16 protein-coding genes and 1 pseudogene are annotated in these 17,239 nt (G+C 58.2%); 13 read left to right on the plus strand and 4 right to left on the minus strand.

What is annotated here, in order from left to right; all coding sequences use genetic code 11:
• The first annotated feature begins 14 nt into the window (after positions 1-14).
• The 7 genes from fliN to AB4N41_RS16375 all read left to right on the plus strand — a co-directional run bounded on the left by fliN (position 15) and on the right by AB4N41_RS16375 (position 4,258).
• Positions 15-473, plus strand: coding sequence for a flagellar motor switch protein FliN (fliN, locus tag AB4N41_RS16345; protein ID WP_016771070.1), 459 nt, complete (start codon positions 15-17; stop codon positions 471-473).
• Positions 474-926, plus strand: coding sequence for a flagellar biosynthetic protein FliO (fliO, locus tag AB4N41_RS16350; RefSeq protein ID WP_150742468.1), 453 nt, complete (start codon positions 474-476; stop codon positions 924-926). It abuts the gene before it with no gap.
• Complete coding sequence (gene fliP / locus AB4N41_RS16355) at positions 926-1,684, plus strand: flagellar type III secretion system pore protein FliP (RefSeq protein ID WP_150636664.1); 759 nt, start codon at positions 926-928, stop codon at positions 1,682-1,684. Before fliO ends, fliP begins: the two co-directional genes overlap by 1 nt.
• Positions 1,681-1,950 (plus strand): flagellar biosynthesis protein FliQ, encoded by a 270-nt coding sequence (gene fliQ / locus AB4N41_RS16360; protein ID WP_016771067.1) that lies wholly within the window; start codon positions 1,681-1,683, stop codon positions 1,948-1,950. The genes fliP and fliQ overlap by 4 nt, the downstream gene beginning before the upstream one ends.
• Positions 1,951-1,953: 3 nt before the next feature.
• Complete coding sequence (fliR, locus tag AB4N41_RS16365; protein WP_016771066.1) at positions 1,954-2,739, plus strand: flagellar biosynthetic protein FliR; 786 nt, start codon at positions 1,954-1,956, stop codon at positions 2,737-2,739.
• Between the two features lie 3 nt (positions 2,740-2,742).
• Positions 2,743-3,882, plus strand: coding sequence for a flagellar biosynthesis protein FlhB (gene flhB, locus AB4N41_RS16370; protein ID WP_016771065.1), 1,140 nt, complete (start codon positions 2,743-2,745; stop codon positions 3,880-3,882).
• A gap of 139 nt (positions 3,883-4,021) precedes the next feature.
• A complete protein-coding gene (locus AB4N41_RS16375) occupies positions 4,022-4,258 on the plus strand; it encodes a hypothetical protein (RefSeq protein WP_150636666.1) in 237 nt (78 codons plus the stop codon).
• A gap of 237 nt (positions 4,259-4,495) precedes the next feature.
• Here AB4N41_RS16375 and AB4N41_RS16380 read toward each other — a convergent pair.
• The 4 genes and pseudogenes from AB4N41_RS16380 to AB4N41_RS16395 all read right to left on the minus strand — a co-directional run.
• Positions 4,496-4,713, minus strand: a pseudogene (locus AB4N41_RS16380) (DUF6124 family protein); the annotation flags it as partial.
• A gap of 25 nt (positions 4,714-4,738) precedes the next feature.
• Positions 4,739-7,051 carry an Ig-like domain-containing protein gene (locus tag AB4N41_RS16385; protein WP_252877691.1) on the minus strand — a complete coding sequence of 771 codons (2,313 nt, stop codon included), beginning with the start codon at positions 7,049-7,051 and terminating at the stop codon, positions 4,739-4,741.
• A gap of 194 nt (positions 7,052-7,245) precedes the next feature.
• Positions 7,246-9,447, minus strand: coding sequence for an Ig-like domain-containing protein (locus tag AB4N41_RS16390; protein ID WP_252877692.1), 2,202 nt, complete (start codon positions 9,445-9,447; stop codon positions 7,246-7,248).
• A gap of 276 nt (positions 9,448-9,723) precedes the next feature.
• On the minus strand, positions 9,724-10,083 hold the full coding sequence (locus AB4N41_RS16395; RefSeq protein WP_217850644.1) for a DUF6124 family protein: 360 nt from the start codon (positions 10,081-10,083) through the stop codon (positions 9,724-9,726).
• 622 nt (positions 10,084-10,705) lie between these two features.
• On the opposite strand from AB4N41_RS16395, the gene flhA reads away from it, so the two are divergent.
• The 6 genes from flhA (at position 10,706) to AB4N41_RS16425 (ending at position 17,217) form a co-directional block, all read left to right on the plus strand.
• Positions 10,706-12,835 carry a flagellar biosynthesis protein FlhA gene (gene flhA, locus AB4N41_RS16400; RefSeq protein WP_016771062.1) on the plus strand — a complete coding sequence of 710 codons (2,130 nt, stop codon included), beginning with the start codon at positions 10,706-10,708 and terminating at the stop codon, positions 12,833-12,835.
• Between the two features lie 11 nt (positions 12,836-12,846).
• Positions 12,847-14,187 carry a flagellar biosynthesis protein FlhF gene (gene flhF / locus AB4N41_RS16405; protein WP_024012117.1) on the plus strand — a complete coding sequence of 447 codons (1,341 nt, stop codon included), beginning with the start codon at positions 12,847-12,849 and terminating at the stop codon, positions 14,185-14,187.
• A 116-nt stretch (positions 14,188-14,303) separates the two neighbouring features.
• Positions 14,304-15,134, plus strand: coding sequence for a flagellar synthesis regulator FleN (gene fleN / locus AB4N41_RS16410; RefSeq protein WP_016771060.1), 831 nt, complete (start codon positions 14,304-14,306; stop codon positions 15,132-15,134).
• Complete coding sequence (fliA, locus tag AB4N41_RS16415; protein WP_016771059.1) at positions 15,131-15,871, plus strand: RNA polymerase sigma factor FliA; 741 nt, start codon at positions 15,131-15,133, stop codon at positions 15,869-15,871. The genes fleN and fliA overlap by 4 nt, the downstream gene beginning before the upstream one ends.
• Positions 15,872-16,038: 167 nt before the next feature.
• Complete coding sequence (locus tag AB4N41_RS16420; protein WP_024012118.1) at positions 16,039-16,410, plus strand: chemotaxis response regulator CheY; 372 nt, start codon at positions 16,039-16,041, stop codon at positions 16,408-16,410.
• An 18-nt stretch (positions 16,411-16,428) separates the two neighbouring features.
• Positions 16,429-17,217: a protein phosphatase CheZ gene (locus AB4N41_RS16425; protein ID WP_016771058.1), complete on the plus strand. Its 789-nt coding sequence runs from the start codon at positions 16,429-16,431 to the stop codon at positions 17,215-17,217.
• Positions 17,218-17,239: the final 22 nt, after the last annotated feature.

The raw sequence follows: 17,239 nt of genomic DNA on the forward strand, positions 1-17,239 counted from the left end.
GCCGAGGACACATGATGAACGACGATATGAACGCGCAGGACGACCAGGCACTGGCCGATGAATGGGCTGCGGCCCTGGAAGAAACCGGTGACGCCGGCCAGGCTGACATCGATGCACTGCTGGCCGCCGACGCCGGCACTTCCAGCTCCAACCGTCTGCCGATGGAAGAGTTCGGCAGCGTGCCGAAGAACAATGATCCGGTGACCCTCGACGGTCCGAACCTGGACGTGATCCTCGACATTCCGGTGTCGATCTCGATGGAAGTCGGCAGTACCGACATCAACATCCGCAACCTGCTGCAACTCAACCAGGGTTCGGTGATCGAGCTTGATCGTCTGGCCGGTGAGCCGCTCGACGTGCTGGTCAACGGCACCTTGATCGCCCACGGCGAAGTAGTGGTGGTCAACGAGAAGTTCGGCATCCGCCTGACCGACGTGATCAGCCCAAGCGAACGCATCAAGAAGCTGCGCTGAGTGAAAAGGTTTCTCTGGGTGCTGCTGGCATGGCCGTTGGGCGTGCTGGCTGCCGAACCGAGCGCAACCACTGCCGCGCCTGCCGCCACCGCGCCAATGGTCAACAGCGGCGTGGCCGGTCAGTTAACGCAACTGGTGTTCGGTTTGCTGCTGGTGCTGGGTTTGATCTTTTTCCTCGCCTGGCTGTTGCGCCGCGTGCAGCAGGCGGGGCCAGCGGGCAAGGGCCAGGTAATCGAGCTGATCGGCTCACGCGCGCTCGGTCCGCGTGACCGCTTGATGCTGGTGCAGGTCGGCAACGAGCAGATTCTGCTCGGCCTCAGCCCCGGCACCATCACCGCGCTGCACGTGCTCAAAGAGCCGGTCGAAGTCCCCACCGCCAGTGAAAAAGCGACGCCGGAATTTGCTCAGCATCTGCTGAAGATTCTTGGCAAGGACCAAAAGGATACGAAGTAATGGGTGCGCTCCGCATCGTCTTGACGCTGGTCCTGTTGCTGGCCGCGCCGCTGGCGTTGGCCGCCGATCCGTTGTCGATCCCGGCGATCACGCTGGGCACCAATGCCGACGGCGCGCAGGAATATTCGGTCAGTCTGCAGATCCTGCTGATCATGACCGCGCTGAGCTTTATTCCAGCGGCGGTCATCCTGATGACCAGCTTCACGCGGATCATCATCGTCTTCTCGATATTGCGTCAGGCCCTCGGCCTGCAACAGACGCCGTCGAACCAGATCCTCACCGGCATGGCGCTGTTCCTGACGCTGTTCATCATGGCGCCGGTGTTCGACCGGGTGAACAACGACGCGCTGCAACCGTATCTGGCGGAAACCCTCACCGCCCAGCAAGCGGTGGAAAAGGCTCAGGTGCCGATCAAGGACTTCATGCTCGCGCAGACCCGCACCAGCGATCTGGAGCTGTTCATGCGCCTGTCCAAGCGCACCGACATTGCCAGCCCGGATCAGGCGCCGTTGACCATTCTGGTGCCGGCGTTCGTGACTTCCGAGCTTAAAACCGCCTTCCAGATCGGCTTCATGATCTTCATTCCGTTCCTGATCATCGACCTCGTCGTGGCGAGCGTGCTGATGGCCATGGGTATGATGATGCTCTCGCCGCTGATCATCTCGCTGCCGTTCAAGATCATGCTGTTCGTGCTGGTCGATGGCTGGGCGCTGATCATCGGTACTCTGGCCAGCAGTTTTGGAGGTGTTTCGCCATGACGCCGGAAGTCGCGGTCGATATCTTTCGTGAAGCCCTGTGGCTGACCACCATGATGGTCGCCATCCTGGTGGTGCCGAGCCTTCTGGTCGGCCTGCTGGTGTCGATGTTCCAGGCCGCCACGCAGATCAACGAACAGACCCTGAGCTTCCTGCCGCGTCTTCTGGTGATGCTGGTGACCCTGATCATCGGCGGTCCGTGGATCGTGCAGACGTTCATGGAATACATCATCCAGCTGTACAAAAACATTCCGATGGTCATCGGCTAAGCCATGCAATCGCTGCTTCAGCTGACCGACACCCAGATCAGCACCTGGGTGGCGTCGTTCATGTTGCCGCTGTTTCGCGTGGCGTCGATGCTGATGGTCATGCCGGTGTTCGGCACCACCCTGATCCCGCGCCGCGTGCGCCTGTATTTCGCCGTGGCGATCACCGTGGTCATCACCCCGGCGCTGCCGCCGATGCCCGCCGTCAGCCCACTCGATCTCAGCGGCCTGTTGCTGATCGGCGAGCAGATTCTGGTGGGCGCCGTACTCGGCTTTTCCCTGCAACTGTTCTTCCAGGCTTTCGCCGTCGCCGGGCAGATTGTTGCGATCCAGATGGGCATGGGCTTCGCCTCGATGATCGACCCTACCAACGGCGTTTCGGTGGCGGTGATCGGGCAGTTCTTCACCATGCTGGTGACGTTGCTGTTCCTGTCGATGAACGGCCATCTGGTGGTGTTCGAAGTCCTCACTGAAAGTTTCACCACGCTGCCGGTCGGCGGCGGTTTGATGGTTGCGCATTACTGGGAACTGGCCGGCAAACTCGGCTGGGTCCTCGGCGCCGCATTGCTGCTGGTGTTGCCGGCCGTCACCGCACTGTTGGTGGTCAACATCGCCTTCGGCGTGATGACCCGCGCCGCGCCGCAACTGAACATCTTCTCGATCGGTTTTCCGCTGACCCTGGTGCTCGGCCTGTTCATCGTCTGGGTGGGCCTGGCGGACATTCTCAACCAGTATCAACCGCTGGCCAGCGAGGCCTTGCAGTTGCTACGCGAACTGGCACGGGCGCGCTGAGTCATGGCAGAGAGCGAGAGCGGTCAGGACAAGACAGAAGACCCCACGGAGAAACGCAAAAAGGACTCCCGTGAGAAGGGTGAGATTGCCCGTTCCAAAGAGCTCAACACCCTCGCCGTGATGATGGCCGGCGCCTCTGCGCTGCTGATTTTCGGCGGCATGCTTGCGCAAGAAATGATGGACGTGATGCGCCTGAACTTCACCCTGTCCCGCGAAGTGGTCATGGATCAGGGCGCCATGGGCCGGTTTTTGCTGGAGTCGGGCCTGATCGCCTTGCTGGCGATTCAGCCGGTGATGATAACCCTGTTGCTCGCCGCCATCATCGGGCCAATCTCCCTGGGTGGCTGGCTGTTCGCGGCAAGTTCGCTGGCACCCAAATTCAGCCGGATGAACCCGGCCGCCGGCCTCAAACGGATGTTCTCGTTCAAGGCTGTGGTCGAACTGCTCAAGGCCCTGGCCAAGTTTCTGATTACCCTGGGCGTGGCGCTGTTGGTATTGTCCGCCGACGTCGACGACTTGCTGCGCATCGCCCACGAACCACTGGACATGGCGATCATCCACAGCGTGTTGCTGGTGGGCTGGAGCACGCTGTGGCTGGCCTGCGGCCTGATCATCATCGCCGCCGTCGACGTGCCGGTGCAGATCTGGGAGAGCATGAAGAAGCTCAAGATGACCAAGCAGGAAGTGCGCGACGAGCACAAGGATCAGGAAGGCCGCCCGGAGGTCAAGCAACGCATTCGCCAGACCCAGCGCGAAATGTCCCAGCGACGGATGATGGCGGCGATTCCCGAAGCCGACGTGGTCATCACCAACCCGACCCACTACGCGGTCGCGCTCAAGTACGACTCGGAGAAGGGCGGCGCACCGGTGCTGCTGGCCAAGGGCAGCGACTTCATCGCCCTGAAAATCCGCGAAATCGCAGTGGCCAACAACGTCATGCTGCTCGAGTCGCCTGCGCTGGCGCGCTCGATCTATTACTCAACTGAGCTTGAGCAGGAGATTCCTGGCGGGCTGTATTTGGCAGTGGCGCAGGTGTTGGCCTACGTCTATCAGATTCGCCAACACCAGGCGGGCAAGGGCAAGCGGCCGGACCCGCTCAAGGATGATCTGCCGATTCCGCCGGACTTGCGTCGGGATTCCTGACGTTGCTGCGCAGCCTTTTGTCTGAGATTCCCCTTTACTGTCAACTCTGACAGGTGCAGTCGCCGTGATTTTGCAGTTTGATGCAAGATGCAGCTGCGTACTGGCGCGGTCAGGCGAGCGAGTGCAAGGGAGCACGACGATGAAAGGTATTTTCAGCAGCTACGATGAAAAAACCGGCAAAGGCACCATCACGCCGAAGCCGACGGGACGATGCCTTTCCTTTGCCGAAGCCACGGGTTTTTTTCTGACTGCCAAAGAGTACCGATTCAGCGTTCCATTGGCTGAGGCCTTGCAGGCGAAGATCAAAGTGGGCGGCGAAGTCGAGTTCGAATTGCCCAGAACCAAAAATGGGAAAGTGAAAATCCTTCGGTATTGAGCAACCGATCGCAAAGCCCCGAAACGAAAAAACGCCGCCCTTATTCAACGATGCGGCGTTTTCTTATGCCTGAAGACATGCATCGGCTACCGGGTCGCTTTCGCGAGCAGGCTCGCTCCCACAGGTCCGTCGTCTAGACAAAAGGTTTGTGATCGACGCCAATCTCTGTGGGAGCGAGCCTGCTCGTGAAGACGTCAGCCTCCACAGCGCTTTACTCAAGCTCGTCAAAAATCCCTGCTACTGCGGCAACTCCAGATTCTCCAGCACATGACTCACCGCCCGACTCACTGCCAGCTCGCCGAGCACAATTAGTTGCGCGATTCCCAGCAGGGTTCTGCGCTGTGATGCGGATTGAGGTTGGCGAAGTCATTGGTGATGGTTCTGGCCGAGGCAAGGCTGTCGCAGCCGTTGGCCAGCAGGTCTTCACTTTTGGCGTCGGCGGTAACGGCATACAAGGCGATCGCCGCTCCTGCGTCAAACTCATTCCGGTAACAAGCACCAACCATGTGCTTGGGAGTTGTTGCCGGTGAAGCAGGAAATTGTCCAGGCATTTGGATTATTGGTTACTACCGAAAGGTAGTGCCCAGCGCCGCATCCATCAGTTCGGCATAACCAGCCGCCTGCGCTGGACACCAGTGGCCTGAATTTGACTTTAAGAACATCGATGGCTGCATTCGAAACGGGTGATCCACCTATCGAATTCATCCAATTAATGGCTGCACCGATGCTGTAGGTATGGGTAGGTGTCATAACAAGGCGAGTAACATTCTGCACTCTGACGGGGAACGAAACTTCTCGTTGCGTGCTGTTTTCTCGTACCGTAATAGTCGCACTGCCGTTTTTGCAGCCGCTGACCAGTCCGTTGCTGTCGACTGTCGCTACATCTGTAGAACTGGAGAAATAGGCATAGTCACCATCGCCAGAGGTTGGTGAGCGCGTTTGGGTTGTTCCGGGTGCTGGAGTTCCGGTCAGAGCAAGAAAGTCAGCATTGATGTTCAGACCATTAAGCTCCATGAGGACGGTTTCTATGGTGAAAGGATGTAATGCCTTGACGGTATAAATACGCGACGGCAGAACTACCGCCTTAGCGGCATCGGAGACCCCATCAAGGTTTACTTTCACGGTTGTCGTCTGCTTCGTCCCGTCCTTGAGAGCCTTGAGCCATTCAATTGGCGCTTCCACTGACAAGCCGTTCGCTGATTCATTGAACTCTCCCGACCTCACATGCTTGCTGACGGCATTGCCATTCTTGTCAAAGCCGGCACACGTTACCCAAATCGGTTGTCTTGGTTCGAACAGCGGCCATCGCGCCGCAAGAATCCGTGCTTCTGGTGAGAGTTCTGTGGTGTTCAGTAAGTCGCCGGTATTGCCGGCAATGTCAGGCGTCGGCAAACGCGGGTCTCCATCGGCGATTTTCATAACATCAAAATTGGCAGATGGTGATTCGTAGGCCGGTACCCCAGCGCGAATCAAATCCCACCGAAACTCAATCGCCTTGCCATGCGAAGCCGCCAGAAACGCAGCGCTCAATGAAATCTCTGCAATCCCACCAACAAAATCCACCACCGGAAACGGCGGCGCACCGGCCGGCGCGTTCACCTGGACGAATTGAGCTTTATCGTCTTTCTCTGCTGCGAAACCTGTTATCTGAAGCTTCACTCCATCCGGATTAGCCAAAACGTCAATCGGCACAGTGGGCGGGGTCAAGGTTGGGGGTGGCAGGACAAGTTGCAGGCCAATGACGGTATACACCTGATACGGAAACTGCGTGGCGCTAGCGAAGTCATTGCTCTTGTCCTCCGATACCCAGAATTCCAGTTTCAACAGCGATCCTTCTTTCAATTCTTTCAGAAAAGCTATGAGCAGCGGTTTATCCCAGAACCCCTGACTGACCCAGGTCGCATTCACCTTGTGGGTGTCACCATTCCAGAATTGCAGGACGTGCGCCGAGCCGTCAGGTTTCTGGCCGGTGAGCTTCAACCACACCTGCTGACCGACCTGGATTCCCGTCCAGTCGCGTGCTCGTAGCGTGGCGTCCTGGCCCCTCAGTGCGGCCACGTCGAGCATGCCGTCCACGGCCTCAGCGATTATCGGCGAGTTGTACACCTTCTGATTGGCGGTGATAGTGATCGGGGTCGTCGCCGACTCATTGTTGTTGGTCAATTGATCGCGCACCCTGGCGAAGACCGAATGGGTGCCGTCGCCAATCAACTGCAATTCGGCAGCCGTCAGGGTATGGGTGATCGGGCTTGTGGGGTTGGGAAATGTGATGCTCCAGGTGCCTATGGTGAGCGTGACCGTGTCGTGAGGCCGTGGGTAACCGACGGTGATCGTGATGACTGCCGTCTGCCCCGGTGCGACGCTGGGTGGATGGCTGACGGTGACGGTAGGCGCCGGGTTGTTGTAGAGCAGCTTAAGTGTGGGTGAGTCAGCGTCGTTACCGCTGGCTCGGGTCACTCTGTAGCGGACATCGTTGACACCGTTTGTGAACCAGCTCGCCGGCACGTGCAAAAGAATGCGTTCTTGCTCCTCACCGGGATAGATGGTTTTGCTGATGCCGGTGTTGACTCCGTTGACAAAAATAGTCACGACGTCATAAGCCGCCATGACCCAATTCCGCAAGCCGGTTATGGGGTCGATGACAAGTTCTACCCCAGATGGAGTGAATGCCGAGAGAGGAAGGCCACCATCAGCAGTACCTGGAGGCAGCACCGGTGTTATCCATTGCGGGGGGTACACGGGATACAAGGCCAGGGCAGCGTTGGCTTCGGTTGAATAGACTTGAACGCTCATTCTGTTCTCCTCGAACACTGGTGATGAACAATGGCGGGCAAGGTTCATCACAACGCAGAACGAGGCGTCCGTCACCTGTCAGATCTGACAGGTGGGGACGGTTTTCCGACCAATGGTATCGCTTTGTGTGTGTTTTTTTTTGCGAACTCCGGAGCTTGGATTAACCTTTTTTATTGATTCAGGTGCGGGGCGGCTTATCGTACACATCTAAAATTGTCGATGGCGATCGCGTCATTATTTGTGATTATTTCCACTCGAGCAACATCAGTGCCTCTAAATTCGATAAGTTGCGCGGGATCTTTTACTGTGGGAGTCAGAAGTTGATATCCTAGGAAAGATCCTTTTGAATCATAATAGTTTGCCCTATTTGTTACGTTTCCCCAGGCTTGATAAAAGCTGATGTATGTGAATGCATGTTTAAAGTTAAAGTGTATTTGGCAGGTTCCCAGTGATGTAAAAACTACTTGCCTCTCAATGTTTTGTAATGGGGGGTCACCGCTGCCACTTGCCGGCGATATTGATATGGGGTGCGACGAAGATATATTAGTGATAGTGACATACTGCGTTTCGAGTGACTCCCCGGTGTACAGTGCTCGAGACGGCTCATTATCAAAGTTTATGATTATCTCGTTTGGAATTATAATGAGAGTGAGGATTAACGTCGGAAGCATTATGGTCGGAATGCCGTTGCTTGAGGCAAATTCTACCCATGCTTTAATTTGAATCTCTTCGTTGTCCTTAAGTTTATTGAGCTCGCTTCTTGATAGGCTCTCTATAAAACCGTGTTCGATATTTTCCGCAGTGATTTGATGGTTGGTCAGAAGCTCGATTGTATGGGGGGTGCCAGAGTTGTCGACTCCAATGCACTGTAGATTAATAATCTGATCCGTCGAAATGCCAGTCCAGTGATCTAATGTCACTTCCGCATCGCCCGTGAAGCTGTTTAAGTTTAACGTTTTATTATCCTGTGCCTGGGTCACGTTCGGCGTTGGCAAGCGGGGATCTGCATCAGCGATAATCCTGACATCAAAGCCGGCTATTGCTGATGCCCCGGCCGGTTGTCCAGCGCGAATCAAATCCCACCGAAACTCAATCGCCTTGCCATGCCAAGCCGCCAGAAACGCAGCGCTCAATGAAATCTCTGCAATCCCACCAACAAAATCCACCACCGGAAACGGCGGCGCACCGGCCGGCGCGTTCACCTGGACGAATTGAGCCTTATCGTCTTTCTCTGCTGCGAAGCCTGTTATCTGAAGCTTCACTCCATCCGGATTAGCCAAAACGTCAATCGGCACAGTAGGCGGGGTCAAGGTTGGGGGTGGCAGGACAAGTTGCAGGCCAATGACGGTATACACCTGATACGGAAACTGCGTGGCGCTAGCGAAGTCATTGCTCTTGTCCTCCGATACCCAGAATTCCAGTTTCAACAGCGATCCTTCTTTCAATTCTTTCAGAAAAGCTATGAGCAGCGGTTTATCCCAGAACCCCTGACTGACCCAGGTCGCATTCACCTTGTGGGTGTCACCATTCCAGAATTGCAGGACGTGCGCCGAGCCGTCGGGTTTCTGGCCGGTGAGCTTCAGCCACACCTGCTGACCGACCTGGATTCCCGTCCAGTTGCGTGCTCGTAGCGTGGCGTCCTGGCCCCTCAGTGCGGCCACGTCGAGCATGCCGTCCACGGCCTCAGCGATTATCGGCGAGTTGTACACCTTCTGATTGGCGGTGATAGTGATCGGGGTCGTCGCCGACTCATTGTTGTTGGTCAATTGATCGCGCACCCTGGCGAAGACCGAATGGGTGCCGTCGCCTATCAACTGCAATTCTGCAGCCGTCAGGGTGTGGTTGAGCGGGCTTGTGGGGTTGGGAAATGTGATGCTCCAGGTGCCTATGGTGAGCGTGACCGTGTCGTGAGGCCGTGAGTAACCGACGGTGATCGTGATGACTGCCGTCTGCCCCGGTGCGACGCTGGGTGGATGGCTGACGGTGACGGTAGGCGCCGGGTTGTTGTAGAGCAGCTTGAGTGTGGGTGAGTCAGCGTCGTTACCGCTGGCTCGGGTCACTCTGTAGCGGACATCGTTGACACCGTTTGTGAACCAGCTCGCCGGCACGTGCAAAAGAATGCGTTCCTGCTCCTCACCGGGATAGATGGTTTTGCTGATGCCGGTGTTGACTCCGTTGACAAAAATAGTCACGACGTCATAAGCCGCCATGACCCAATTCCGCAAGCCGGTTATGGGGTCGATGACAAGTTCGACCCCAGATGGAGTGAATGCCGAGAGAGGAAGGCCACCATCAGCAGTACCTGGAGGCAGCACCGGTGTTATCCATTGCGGGGGGTACACGGGATACAAGGCCAGGGCAGCGTTGGCTTCGGTTGAATGGACTTGAACGCTCATTCTGTTCTCCAGGAACAATGGCAGGCAAGGTTCATCACAACGCAGAACGAGGCGCCCGTCACCTGTCAGATCTGACAGGTGGGGACGGTTATCCGACCAATGGTATCGCTGAAGGGGTGGGCGCTCCTGCGCCGCCGAGAGGCCTAGCTCGCGCAAGCTGCACTCGACAGGATCTTCAGCCGCTGCAAGATTTGCATCCAAGAAGATCAAAATGTGGGAGCGAGCTTGCTCGCCAAAAGGCCGGCTCTCTCACTCGAATCACTCAGCCGAACCGCATCATCCAGGCAACTCCAGATTATCCAGCACCCGATTTACCGCCAGTTCCCCGAGCATGATCAACTGCGCGATGCCCATCAGCGTTCGGCGCTGCGATGGTTTCACCAGCCCGGCGAATTCCTGGGCAATGGTTTTGGCCGAGGCGAGGGTTTCGCAGGCGTTGGCCAGCAGGTCTTCGTTTTTCGTGTCGGCGGTGACGGCGTACATGGCGCGGGGACTGAAGGGCGGTGGGGTCGAGCCGGGTGGGCAGAGGTAGTGGTCGAGGGCGCGATCGGCGGCTTCGTGAAGTTTTTTTGAGTCGAGGGATTCGTAGGGGGAGGTGGGGTCGGATTCGGGCGGGTTGGGTGTTGGTTTGATCATGGTGAAGCTCCTTTGAAGTGGAGCCGCTACAACCTGTCGCTAAACAGGGAGGGTGGCGGCTGTACGCGGGTTAGCGAACCGGTCAAAGGCACCCGGCAGACCCGAAGGTCTCCCGCATACAGCCACCATGACGAAATCGCGAACATACAGATCCGCAACGAAGCCTGGAACGCTGATGCACCTTTGACTTGAGTTCGAGTCGCTAAACCCGATCGCTGATTCGTCAGCGACCGGACCACGATAGAACTCGACCCCAAAGCGCACAAGCCGGCGGATTCTGGCTTGGCTGTAGGCTATGGCGCAAGGATTTGTAGCCTTGAGACCGTGTCTGGAGGTGTCTTTTAAACAGCTTCGTTTAAATCGACAAAATGCGCCGCATTCGATGGCCTCTTCGCGAGCAGGCTCGCTCCCACAGGGGCCGTATTCCAAATGTCCGATTGGGAATGCATGTCAAACTGTGGGAGCGAGCCTGCTCGCGAAGGGGTCAGCCCAATCAGCCGATAAATCCCAAGTAAAACCGCTCTATTTCATTCCCCGGCAAAAGTTGGAAAGCTTCTTGCAATAGCCGCCCTGCGCCCGTTCGGGGCGTCAAAAGTTTGCTTTAAAGGAACGGGGAAAAACGGTGGATCGCACTCAGTTATTCAATACAGCACGCACCAACGTTGCCGACCTCAGTCGAGGCAATCTGGGCGTGCCGTTGTTGCTGCTGGTCATGCTGGCGATGATGATGTTGCCGGTACCGCCGTTCCTGCTCGACGTCTTCTTTACCTTCAACATTGCCCTGTCCATCGTCGTCCTGCTGGTCTGCGTGTACGCGCTGCGGCCGCTGGATTTCGCCGTGTTCCCGACCATTCTGCTGGTGGCGACGTTGCTGCGACTGGCGCTGAACGTGGCCTCGACGCGGGTGGTAATGCTCCACGGTCAGGACGGCCACGCCGCTGCCGGTAAGGTGATTCAGGCGTTCGGTGAGGTGGTGATCGGCGGTAACTACGTGGTCGGTATCGTGGTCTTCGCGATCCTCATGATCATCAACTTCGTCGTGGTGACCAAGGGTGCCGGGCGGATTTCCGAGGTGAGCGCGCGCTTCACCCTCGATGCGATGCCCGGCAAACAAATGGCGATCGACGCCGACCTCAACGCCGGCCTGATCGACCAGAATCAAGCCAAGTCGCGCCGTCAGGAAGTCGCCCAGGAGGCGGAGTTCTACGGTTCGATGGACGGTGCCAGCAAGTTTGTCCGTGGTGACGCGATCGCCGGCCTGCTGATTCTGTTCATCAACCTCATCGGCGGCATGGCCGTGGGTATCTTCCAGCATGGCATGAGCTTCGGCGACGCGGGCAAGGTTTACGCCTTGCTGACCATCGGTGACGGTTTAGTGGCGCAATTGCCATCACTGTTGTTATCTACAGCAGCGGCGATCATGGTGACCCGTGCGTCCGGCTCGGAAGACATGGGCAAGCAGATCAACCGCCAGATGTTCGCCTCGCCGAAAGCGCTGGCCGTGGCCGCTGGTTTGATGGCGGTGATGGGTCTGGTGCCGGGCATGCCGCACTTCTCCTTCCTGAGCATGGCGGCGCTGGCTGCGGGCGGCGCGTACCTGTTCTGGAAAAAGCAGAACGTTGCCAAGGTTGTGGCGCTGGAAGAGGTCAAGCGTCAGCAGGAACTGCTGCCGTCGCCGGCCCGCGCCATGGAAACCAAAGAACTGGGCTGGGACGACGTGACGCCGATCGACATGATCGGCCTGGAAGTCGGCTATCGCCTGATTCCGCTGGTGGACCGCAATCAGGGTGGGCAATTGCTCGCGCGGATCAAGGGTGTGCGCAAGAAGCTCTCGCAGGATCTGGGCTTTCTGATGCCGACCGTGCATATCCGCGACAACCTCGATCTGGCGCCGAGCGCGTATCGGCTGACGCTGATGGGCGTGATTCTCGCCGAGGCCGAGATTTATCCGGATCGCGAACTGGCGATCAACCCGGGGCAGGTGTACGGCTCGCTCAACGGGATCAACGCCAAAGATCCGGCTTTCGGCCTGGAGGCGGTGTGGATCGAAATCAGCCAGCGCGCCCAGGCGCAATCGCTCGGCTACACCGTGGTTGACGCCAGCACCGTGGTCGCCACGCACTTGAACCAGATTCTGTACAAGCACTCCAGTGAGCTGATCGGCCACGAGGAAGTGCAGCAACTCATGCAATTGCTGGCCAAGAGCTCGCCGAAACTGGCGGAAGAGCTGGTGCCGGGCGTGGTTTCGCTGTCGCAGTTGCTCAAGGTTCTGCAAGCGCTGCTCGCCGAGCACGTGCCGGTGCGCGACATCCGCAGCATCGCCGAAGCGATCGCGAACAACGCCGCGAAGAGTCAAGATACCGCCGCGCTGGTCGCCGCTGTGCGGGTCGGCGTATCCCGTGCAATCGTCCAAAGCATTGTAGGCACTGAGTCCGAGCTGCCTGTAATCACATTGGAACCAAGGTTGGAACAGATATTGCTCAATAGTCTGCAGAAGGCAGGACAAGGCTCGGAAGAGGGCGTTCTGCTGGAGCCGAGCATGGCCGAGAAGCTGCAACGTTCGTTGATCGAAGCGGCCCAGCGTCAGGAAATGCAAGGCCAACCGGTGATCCTGCTGGTAGCAGGCCCGATTCGCGCGATGCTCTCGCGTTTCGGCCGCCTCGCAGTGCCAGGGCTGCATGTACTGGCCTACCAGGAAGTACCGGACAACAAGCAAGTGACCATCGTTGCGACAGTAGGGCCCAACGGCTGAGGTAGTGGTTTATGCAAGTTAAGCGTTTTTTCGCCGCCGATATGCGTCAGGCCATGAAGCTGGTTCGCGATGAGCTGGGCGCTGATGCCGCCATCATCGGCAACCGCCGCATCGCCGGCGGCGTCGAGTTGACGGCGGCTCTGGATTACAAATTGTCGGCGCTGGCGCCACGGGTTCCAAACATGGAACTCGAAGACGAGCTGCGCAAGACCCAGTCGCGCATCGTCACCGCCCAGGCCGAGCTGAGCCTGCGTGGCGAAGCCGACGGCAACACCAATCAGCAGTTGTTCGCCGGGCTGCCGTTGACCGCAGGCCTGCCGCTGACTGCTGCCGAACCGCTGAGCGAGCCGACCTACGCCGCACCGACGCGCCCGGCCGCAGCGCCTGCGCAGGCCTCGGCGGGTGTCGATCCGCGTGCACTGGATTCGATGCGTTTTGAATTGAACAGCTTGCGCGAGCTGATGGAAGTGCAGCTCGGCACCCTGGCCTGGAATCAGCTGCAAGGCAGCCGTCCGGCCCAGGCCAATCTGTATCGCCGTCTGCAGCGCATCGGCCTGTCCGGCCCGCTGTCGCGCGATCTGTTGGCGATGATCACCGATATCGAAGAACCCCGTCAGGCTTGGCGCATGCTGTTGGCCCACCTGGCGCGGATGATTGCCGTGCCGGAAGTCGAGCCGCTGGAAGAGGGCGGTGTGATTGCCATGGTCGGCCCCGCCGGCATGGGCAAGACCACCACGCTGGCCAAGCTCGCCGCGCGTTATGTGCTCAAGTACGGCGCGCAGAACGTTGCACTGGTAAGCATGGACAGCTTCCGCATCGGCGCGCAGGAACAATTGAAAACCCTCGGGCGCATCCTCAACGTGCCGGTAACGCACGTCGATCCGGGTCAGTCGCTGGTGCAGGCATTGGATCCACTGCTACGCAAACGCGTAGTTTTGATCGATACTGCCGGCCTGCAAGCCAGTGATCCGGCGTTGCGCATGCAGCTTGAGAGCCTGGCCGGGCGTGGCATTCGCTCAAAAAATTATCTGGTCCTGGCAACCACCAGCCAGAAACAGGTTCTAACCGCCGCTTATCACAGTTACAAGCGTTGCGGGCTGGCCGGCTGCATCCTGACTAAACTGGATGAAACGGCCAGTCTCGGCGAAGTGTTGAGCCTGGCGATCAGTCATGAATTGCCGGTCGCGTACCTGACCGATGGCCCACGGATTCCGGATGATCTGCATCTGCCGCGTCGTCATCAATTGGTCAGCCGCGCCGTCAGCGTGCAAATGCAGGAAGAACCCAGCGAAGAAGCCATGGCTGACATGTTCGCTGATATCTATCACAGCCCGACCAAGCAGGTTGGCTGAGGTAATCATGAACAGTTTTTGTACCTACATCGATGGTCTGCCACGCATTGTTCCGATCAGGAACGCGCAGCCAGTAATGTGGCCTCCGTCTATGCAAGACAAGGTAAAGAAATAACATGGGCAGCATGCATCCCGTACAGGTGATCGCGGTGACCGGCGGCAAAGGTGGCGTCGGCAAGACTAACGTGTCAGTGAACTTGTCGCTGGCGCTGGCAGAGCTTGGCCGTCGGGTCATGCTGCTGGACGCCGACCTGGGCCTGGCGAACGTCGACGTTCTGCTGGGGCTGACACCCAAGCGCACACTGGCCGACGTTATCGAAGGCCGTTGCGAACTGCGCGACGTGCTGTTGCAAGGCCCGGGCGGGATTCGCATCGTGCCGGCGGCCTCCGGCACGCAGAGCATGGTGCACTTGAGCCCGGCGCAACACGCCGGCCTGATCCAGGCGTTCAGCGACATCGGCGACAATCTCGACGTGCTGGTGATCGACACCGCTGCGGGTATTGGTGACTCGGTAGTCAGTTTCGTACGCGCCGCCCAGGAAGTGTTGCTGGTGGTCTGCGACGAGCCGACTTCGATCACCGATGCTTACGCGCTGATCAAGTTGCTCAACCGCGATTACGGCATGAACCGCTTCCGCGTGCTGGCCAACATGGCGCAGAGCCCGCAGGAAGGGCGCAACCTGTTCGCCAAGTTGACCAAGGTCACGGATCGCTTCCTCGACGTCGCCCTACAATACGTCGGCGCCGTGCCATACGACGAAAGCGTGCGCAAGGCAGTGCAGAAGCAGCGCGCTGTCTACGAAGCCTTTCCCCGTTCCAAGTGCGCACTGGCCTTCAAGGCCATCGCCCAGAAGGTCGATACCTGGCCGCTGCCCGCCAACCCGCGCGGGCATCTGGAATTTTTCGTCGAGCGTCTCGTGCAGCAAACCGCAGGGCCTGTGATATGACCGCCAGTGGCATGAATCTTTACAAAAAGTCGGCGCGTGACGCGCAATACGAATTGATCGAGCGTTACGCGCCACTGGTCAAGCGCATTGCCTATCACTTGCTGGCGCGCCTGCCGGCCAGCGTGCAGGTCGAAGACCTGATCCAGGCCGGGATGATCGGTTTGCTGGAAGTCTCGACCAAATACGACGCCAGCAAAGGCGCCAGTTTCGAAACGTACGCGGGCATTCGAATCCGCGGCGCGATGCTCGATGAAGTGCGCAAAGGGGATTGGGCGCCACGCTCGGTTCACCGTAATACCAGGATGGTCAGCGACGCGATTCGCTCGATTGAAGCTAAAACCGGCCGTGACGCTAAAGATCACGAGGTTGCGGCCGAACTCCAATTGAGTCTCGACGATTACTACGGGATTCTGAATGACACCTTGGGCAGTCGCCTGTTCAGTTTCGACGACCTGTTGCAGGACGGCGAACACGAAGGGCTGCACGAGGATGGCGCCAGTGCTCATATGGAGCCGTCACGCGATCTGGAAGATGAACGCTTCCAGGCGGCGCTGGCGGACGCGATTGCCAATTTGCCGGAGCGTGAGCGACTGGTGTTGGCGCTGTACTACGACGAAGAGCTGAACCTCAAGGAAATCGGTGAAGTCCTTGGCGTCAGTGAATCGCGGGTCAGCCAGTTACACAGCCAGTGCGCGGCCCGTCTGCGGGGGCGTTTGGGGGAGTGGCGAGCGCGCTGAAGGCAGTGTGGGGACACTGCGAAACGAGGCTGGTGCGGTGATAAGCGGCGCCGGTCTCGATCCGTTGTGCTCCAGACAAACTTCGAGTGCTATGCCGATTGATTGAAGTGGCGCGTCCAGGTGCTGGGCGCGTTTAAGACTGCTTGGAGGTCGAATTGAACAAAGACATGAAAATCCTCATCGTTGATGACTTCTCAACGATGCGGCGGATCATCAAGAACCTGCTGCGCGATCTTGGGTTCACCAACACCGTCGAGGCCGACGATGGCACCACTGCCATTCCGGTGCTCAACAGCGGCAGCATCGACTTTCTGGTAACGGACTGGAACATGCCGGGCATGACCGGTATCGACCTGCTGCGTCACGTGCGCGCCGATGAAAAACTCAAGCACCTCCCGGTGTTGATGGTGACTGCTGAAGCCAAGCGCGAGCAGATCATCGAGGCCGCTCAGGCCGGTGTGAACGGTTACGTAGTCAAACCTTTCACGGCTCAAGCGTTGAAAGACAAAATCGAGAAGATTTTCGAACGCATCGGCTGATGAATGCGCGGGGGAGCTATGGAGCATAACGAATCATCACAGGGCGATTTCGAATCGACCCTGAAAAAACACGCGGTCGAACTGGTCGAGAGCCTTGAAAAAGGCAAGTTCGGCGACGCGGTGCAACTGATCCATGAGCTCAATCAGACCCGTGACCGCGGCCTGTATCAGGAAGTGGGCAAGCTCACACGTGAACTGCACAGTGCGATCGTCAATTTCCAGATCGATCCGCACATGCCGCAGGCCGAGGAAGTGTCGCAAATTACCGACGCCACCGAACGCCTGGGCTATGTGGTCAAGCTGACGGAAGCCGCGGCCAACCGCACCATGGATCTGGTGGAAAGCGCCACCCCGGTGGTCAACAGTCTGGCTGATGAAGCGCAGACGTTGAGCGCCGATTGGGGCCGCTTCATGCGTCGCGAGGTCGGGGCTGAAGAGTTCCGTGAACTGGCGCGCCGGGTCGACGGTTTTCTGTCACGCAGCAGCACGGACAACCGTGCGGTGTCGAGCAACCTCAACGACATCCTGCTGGCTCAGGATTACCAGGACCTCACAGGTCAAGTGATCAAGCGTGTGACCCAACTGGTCACCGAAGTCGAAAGCAATCTGCTCAAACTCGTGCTCATGGCCAGTCAGGTCGACCGCTTTGCGGGCATCGAACATGACCGCGCCGCAATGCTTGCTGAAAAAGATCCACAAAAACATCTCTCGCAGGGTGAAGGTCCGCAGATTCATGCCGATAAACGAGAAGACGTTGTGTCCGGTCAGGACGATGTGGACGATTTGTTATCCAGCCTTGGATTCTAGAGTTTCGGAATTCGGGTTTTTT

This window comes from Pseudomonas sp. S2_A10, from assembly GCF_054668465.1.

Coding starts and splice junctions, on each gene's coding strand:
- fleN (WP_016771060.1), top strand. CDS start 14,304: ATGGGCAGCATGCATCCCGTACAGGTGATCGCGGTGACCGGCGGCAAA.
- AB4N41_RS16390 (WP_252877692.1), bottom strand. CDS start 9,447: ATGAGCGTTCAAGTCCATTCAACCGAAGCCAACGCTGCCCTGGCCTTG.
- flhB (WP_016771065.1), top strand. CDS start 2,743: ATGGCAGAGAGCGAGAGCGGTCAGGACAAGACAGAAGACCCCACGGAG.
- fliP (WP_150636664.1), top strand. CDS start 926: ATGGGTGCGCTCCGCATCGTCTTGACGCTGGTCCTGTTGCTGGCCGCG.
- flhF (WP_024012117.1), top strand. CDS start 12,847: ATGCAAGTTAAGCGTTTTTTCGCCGCCGATATGCGTCAGGCCATGAAG.
- AB4N41_RS16395 (WP_217850644.1), bottom strand. CDS start 10,083: ATGATCAAACCAACACCCAACCCGCCCGAATCCGACCCCACCTCCCCC.
- AB4N41_RS16420 (WP_024012118.1), top strand. CDS start 16,039: ATGAAAATCCTCATCGTTGATGACTTCTCAACGATGCGGCGGATCATC.
- fliN (WP_016771070.1), top strand. CDS start 15: ATGAACGACGATATGAACGCGCAGGACGACCAGGCACTGGCCGATGAA.
- fliA (WP_016771059.1), top strand. CDS start 15,131: ATGACCGCCAGTGGCATGAATCTTTACAAAAAGTCGGCGCGTGACGCG.
- AB4N41_RS16385 (WP_252877691.1), bottom strand. CDS start 7,051: ATGAGCGTTCAAGTCTATTCAACCGAAGCCAACGCTGCCCTGGCCTTG.
- AB4N41_RS16425 (WP_016771058.1), top strand. CDS start 16,429: ATGGAGCATAACGAATCATCACAGGGCGATTTCGAATCGACCCTGAAA.
- AB4N41_RS16375 (WP_150636666.1), top strand. CDS start 4,022: ATGAAAGGTATTTTCAGCAGCTACGATGAAAAAACCGGCAAAGGCACC.
- fliR (WP_016771066.1), top strand. CDS start 1,954: ATGCAATCGCTGCTTCAGCTGACCGACACCCAGATCAGCACCTGGGTG.
- fliQ (WP_016771067.1), top strand. CDS start 1,681: ATGACGCCGGAAGTCGCGGTCGATATCTTTCGTGAAGCCCTGTGGCTG.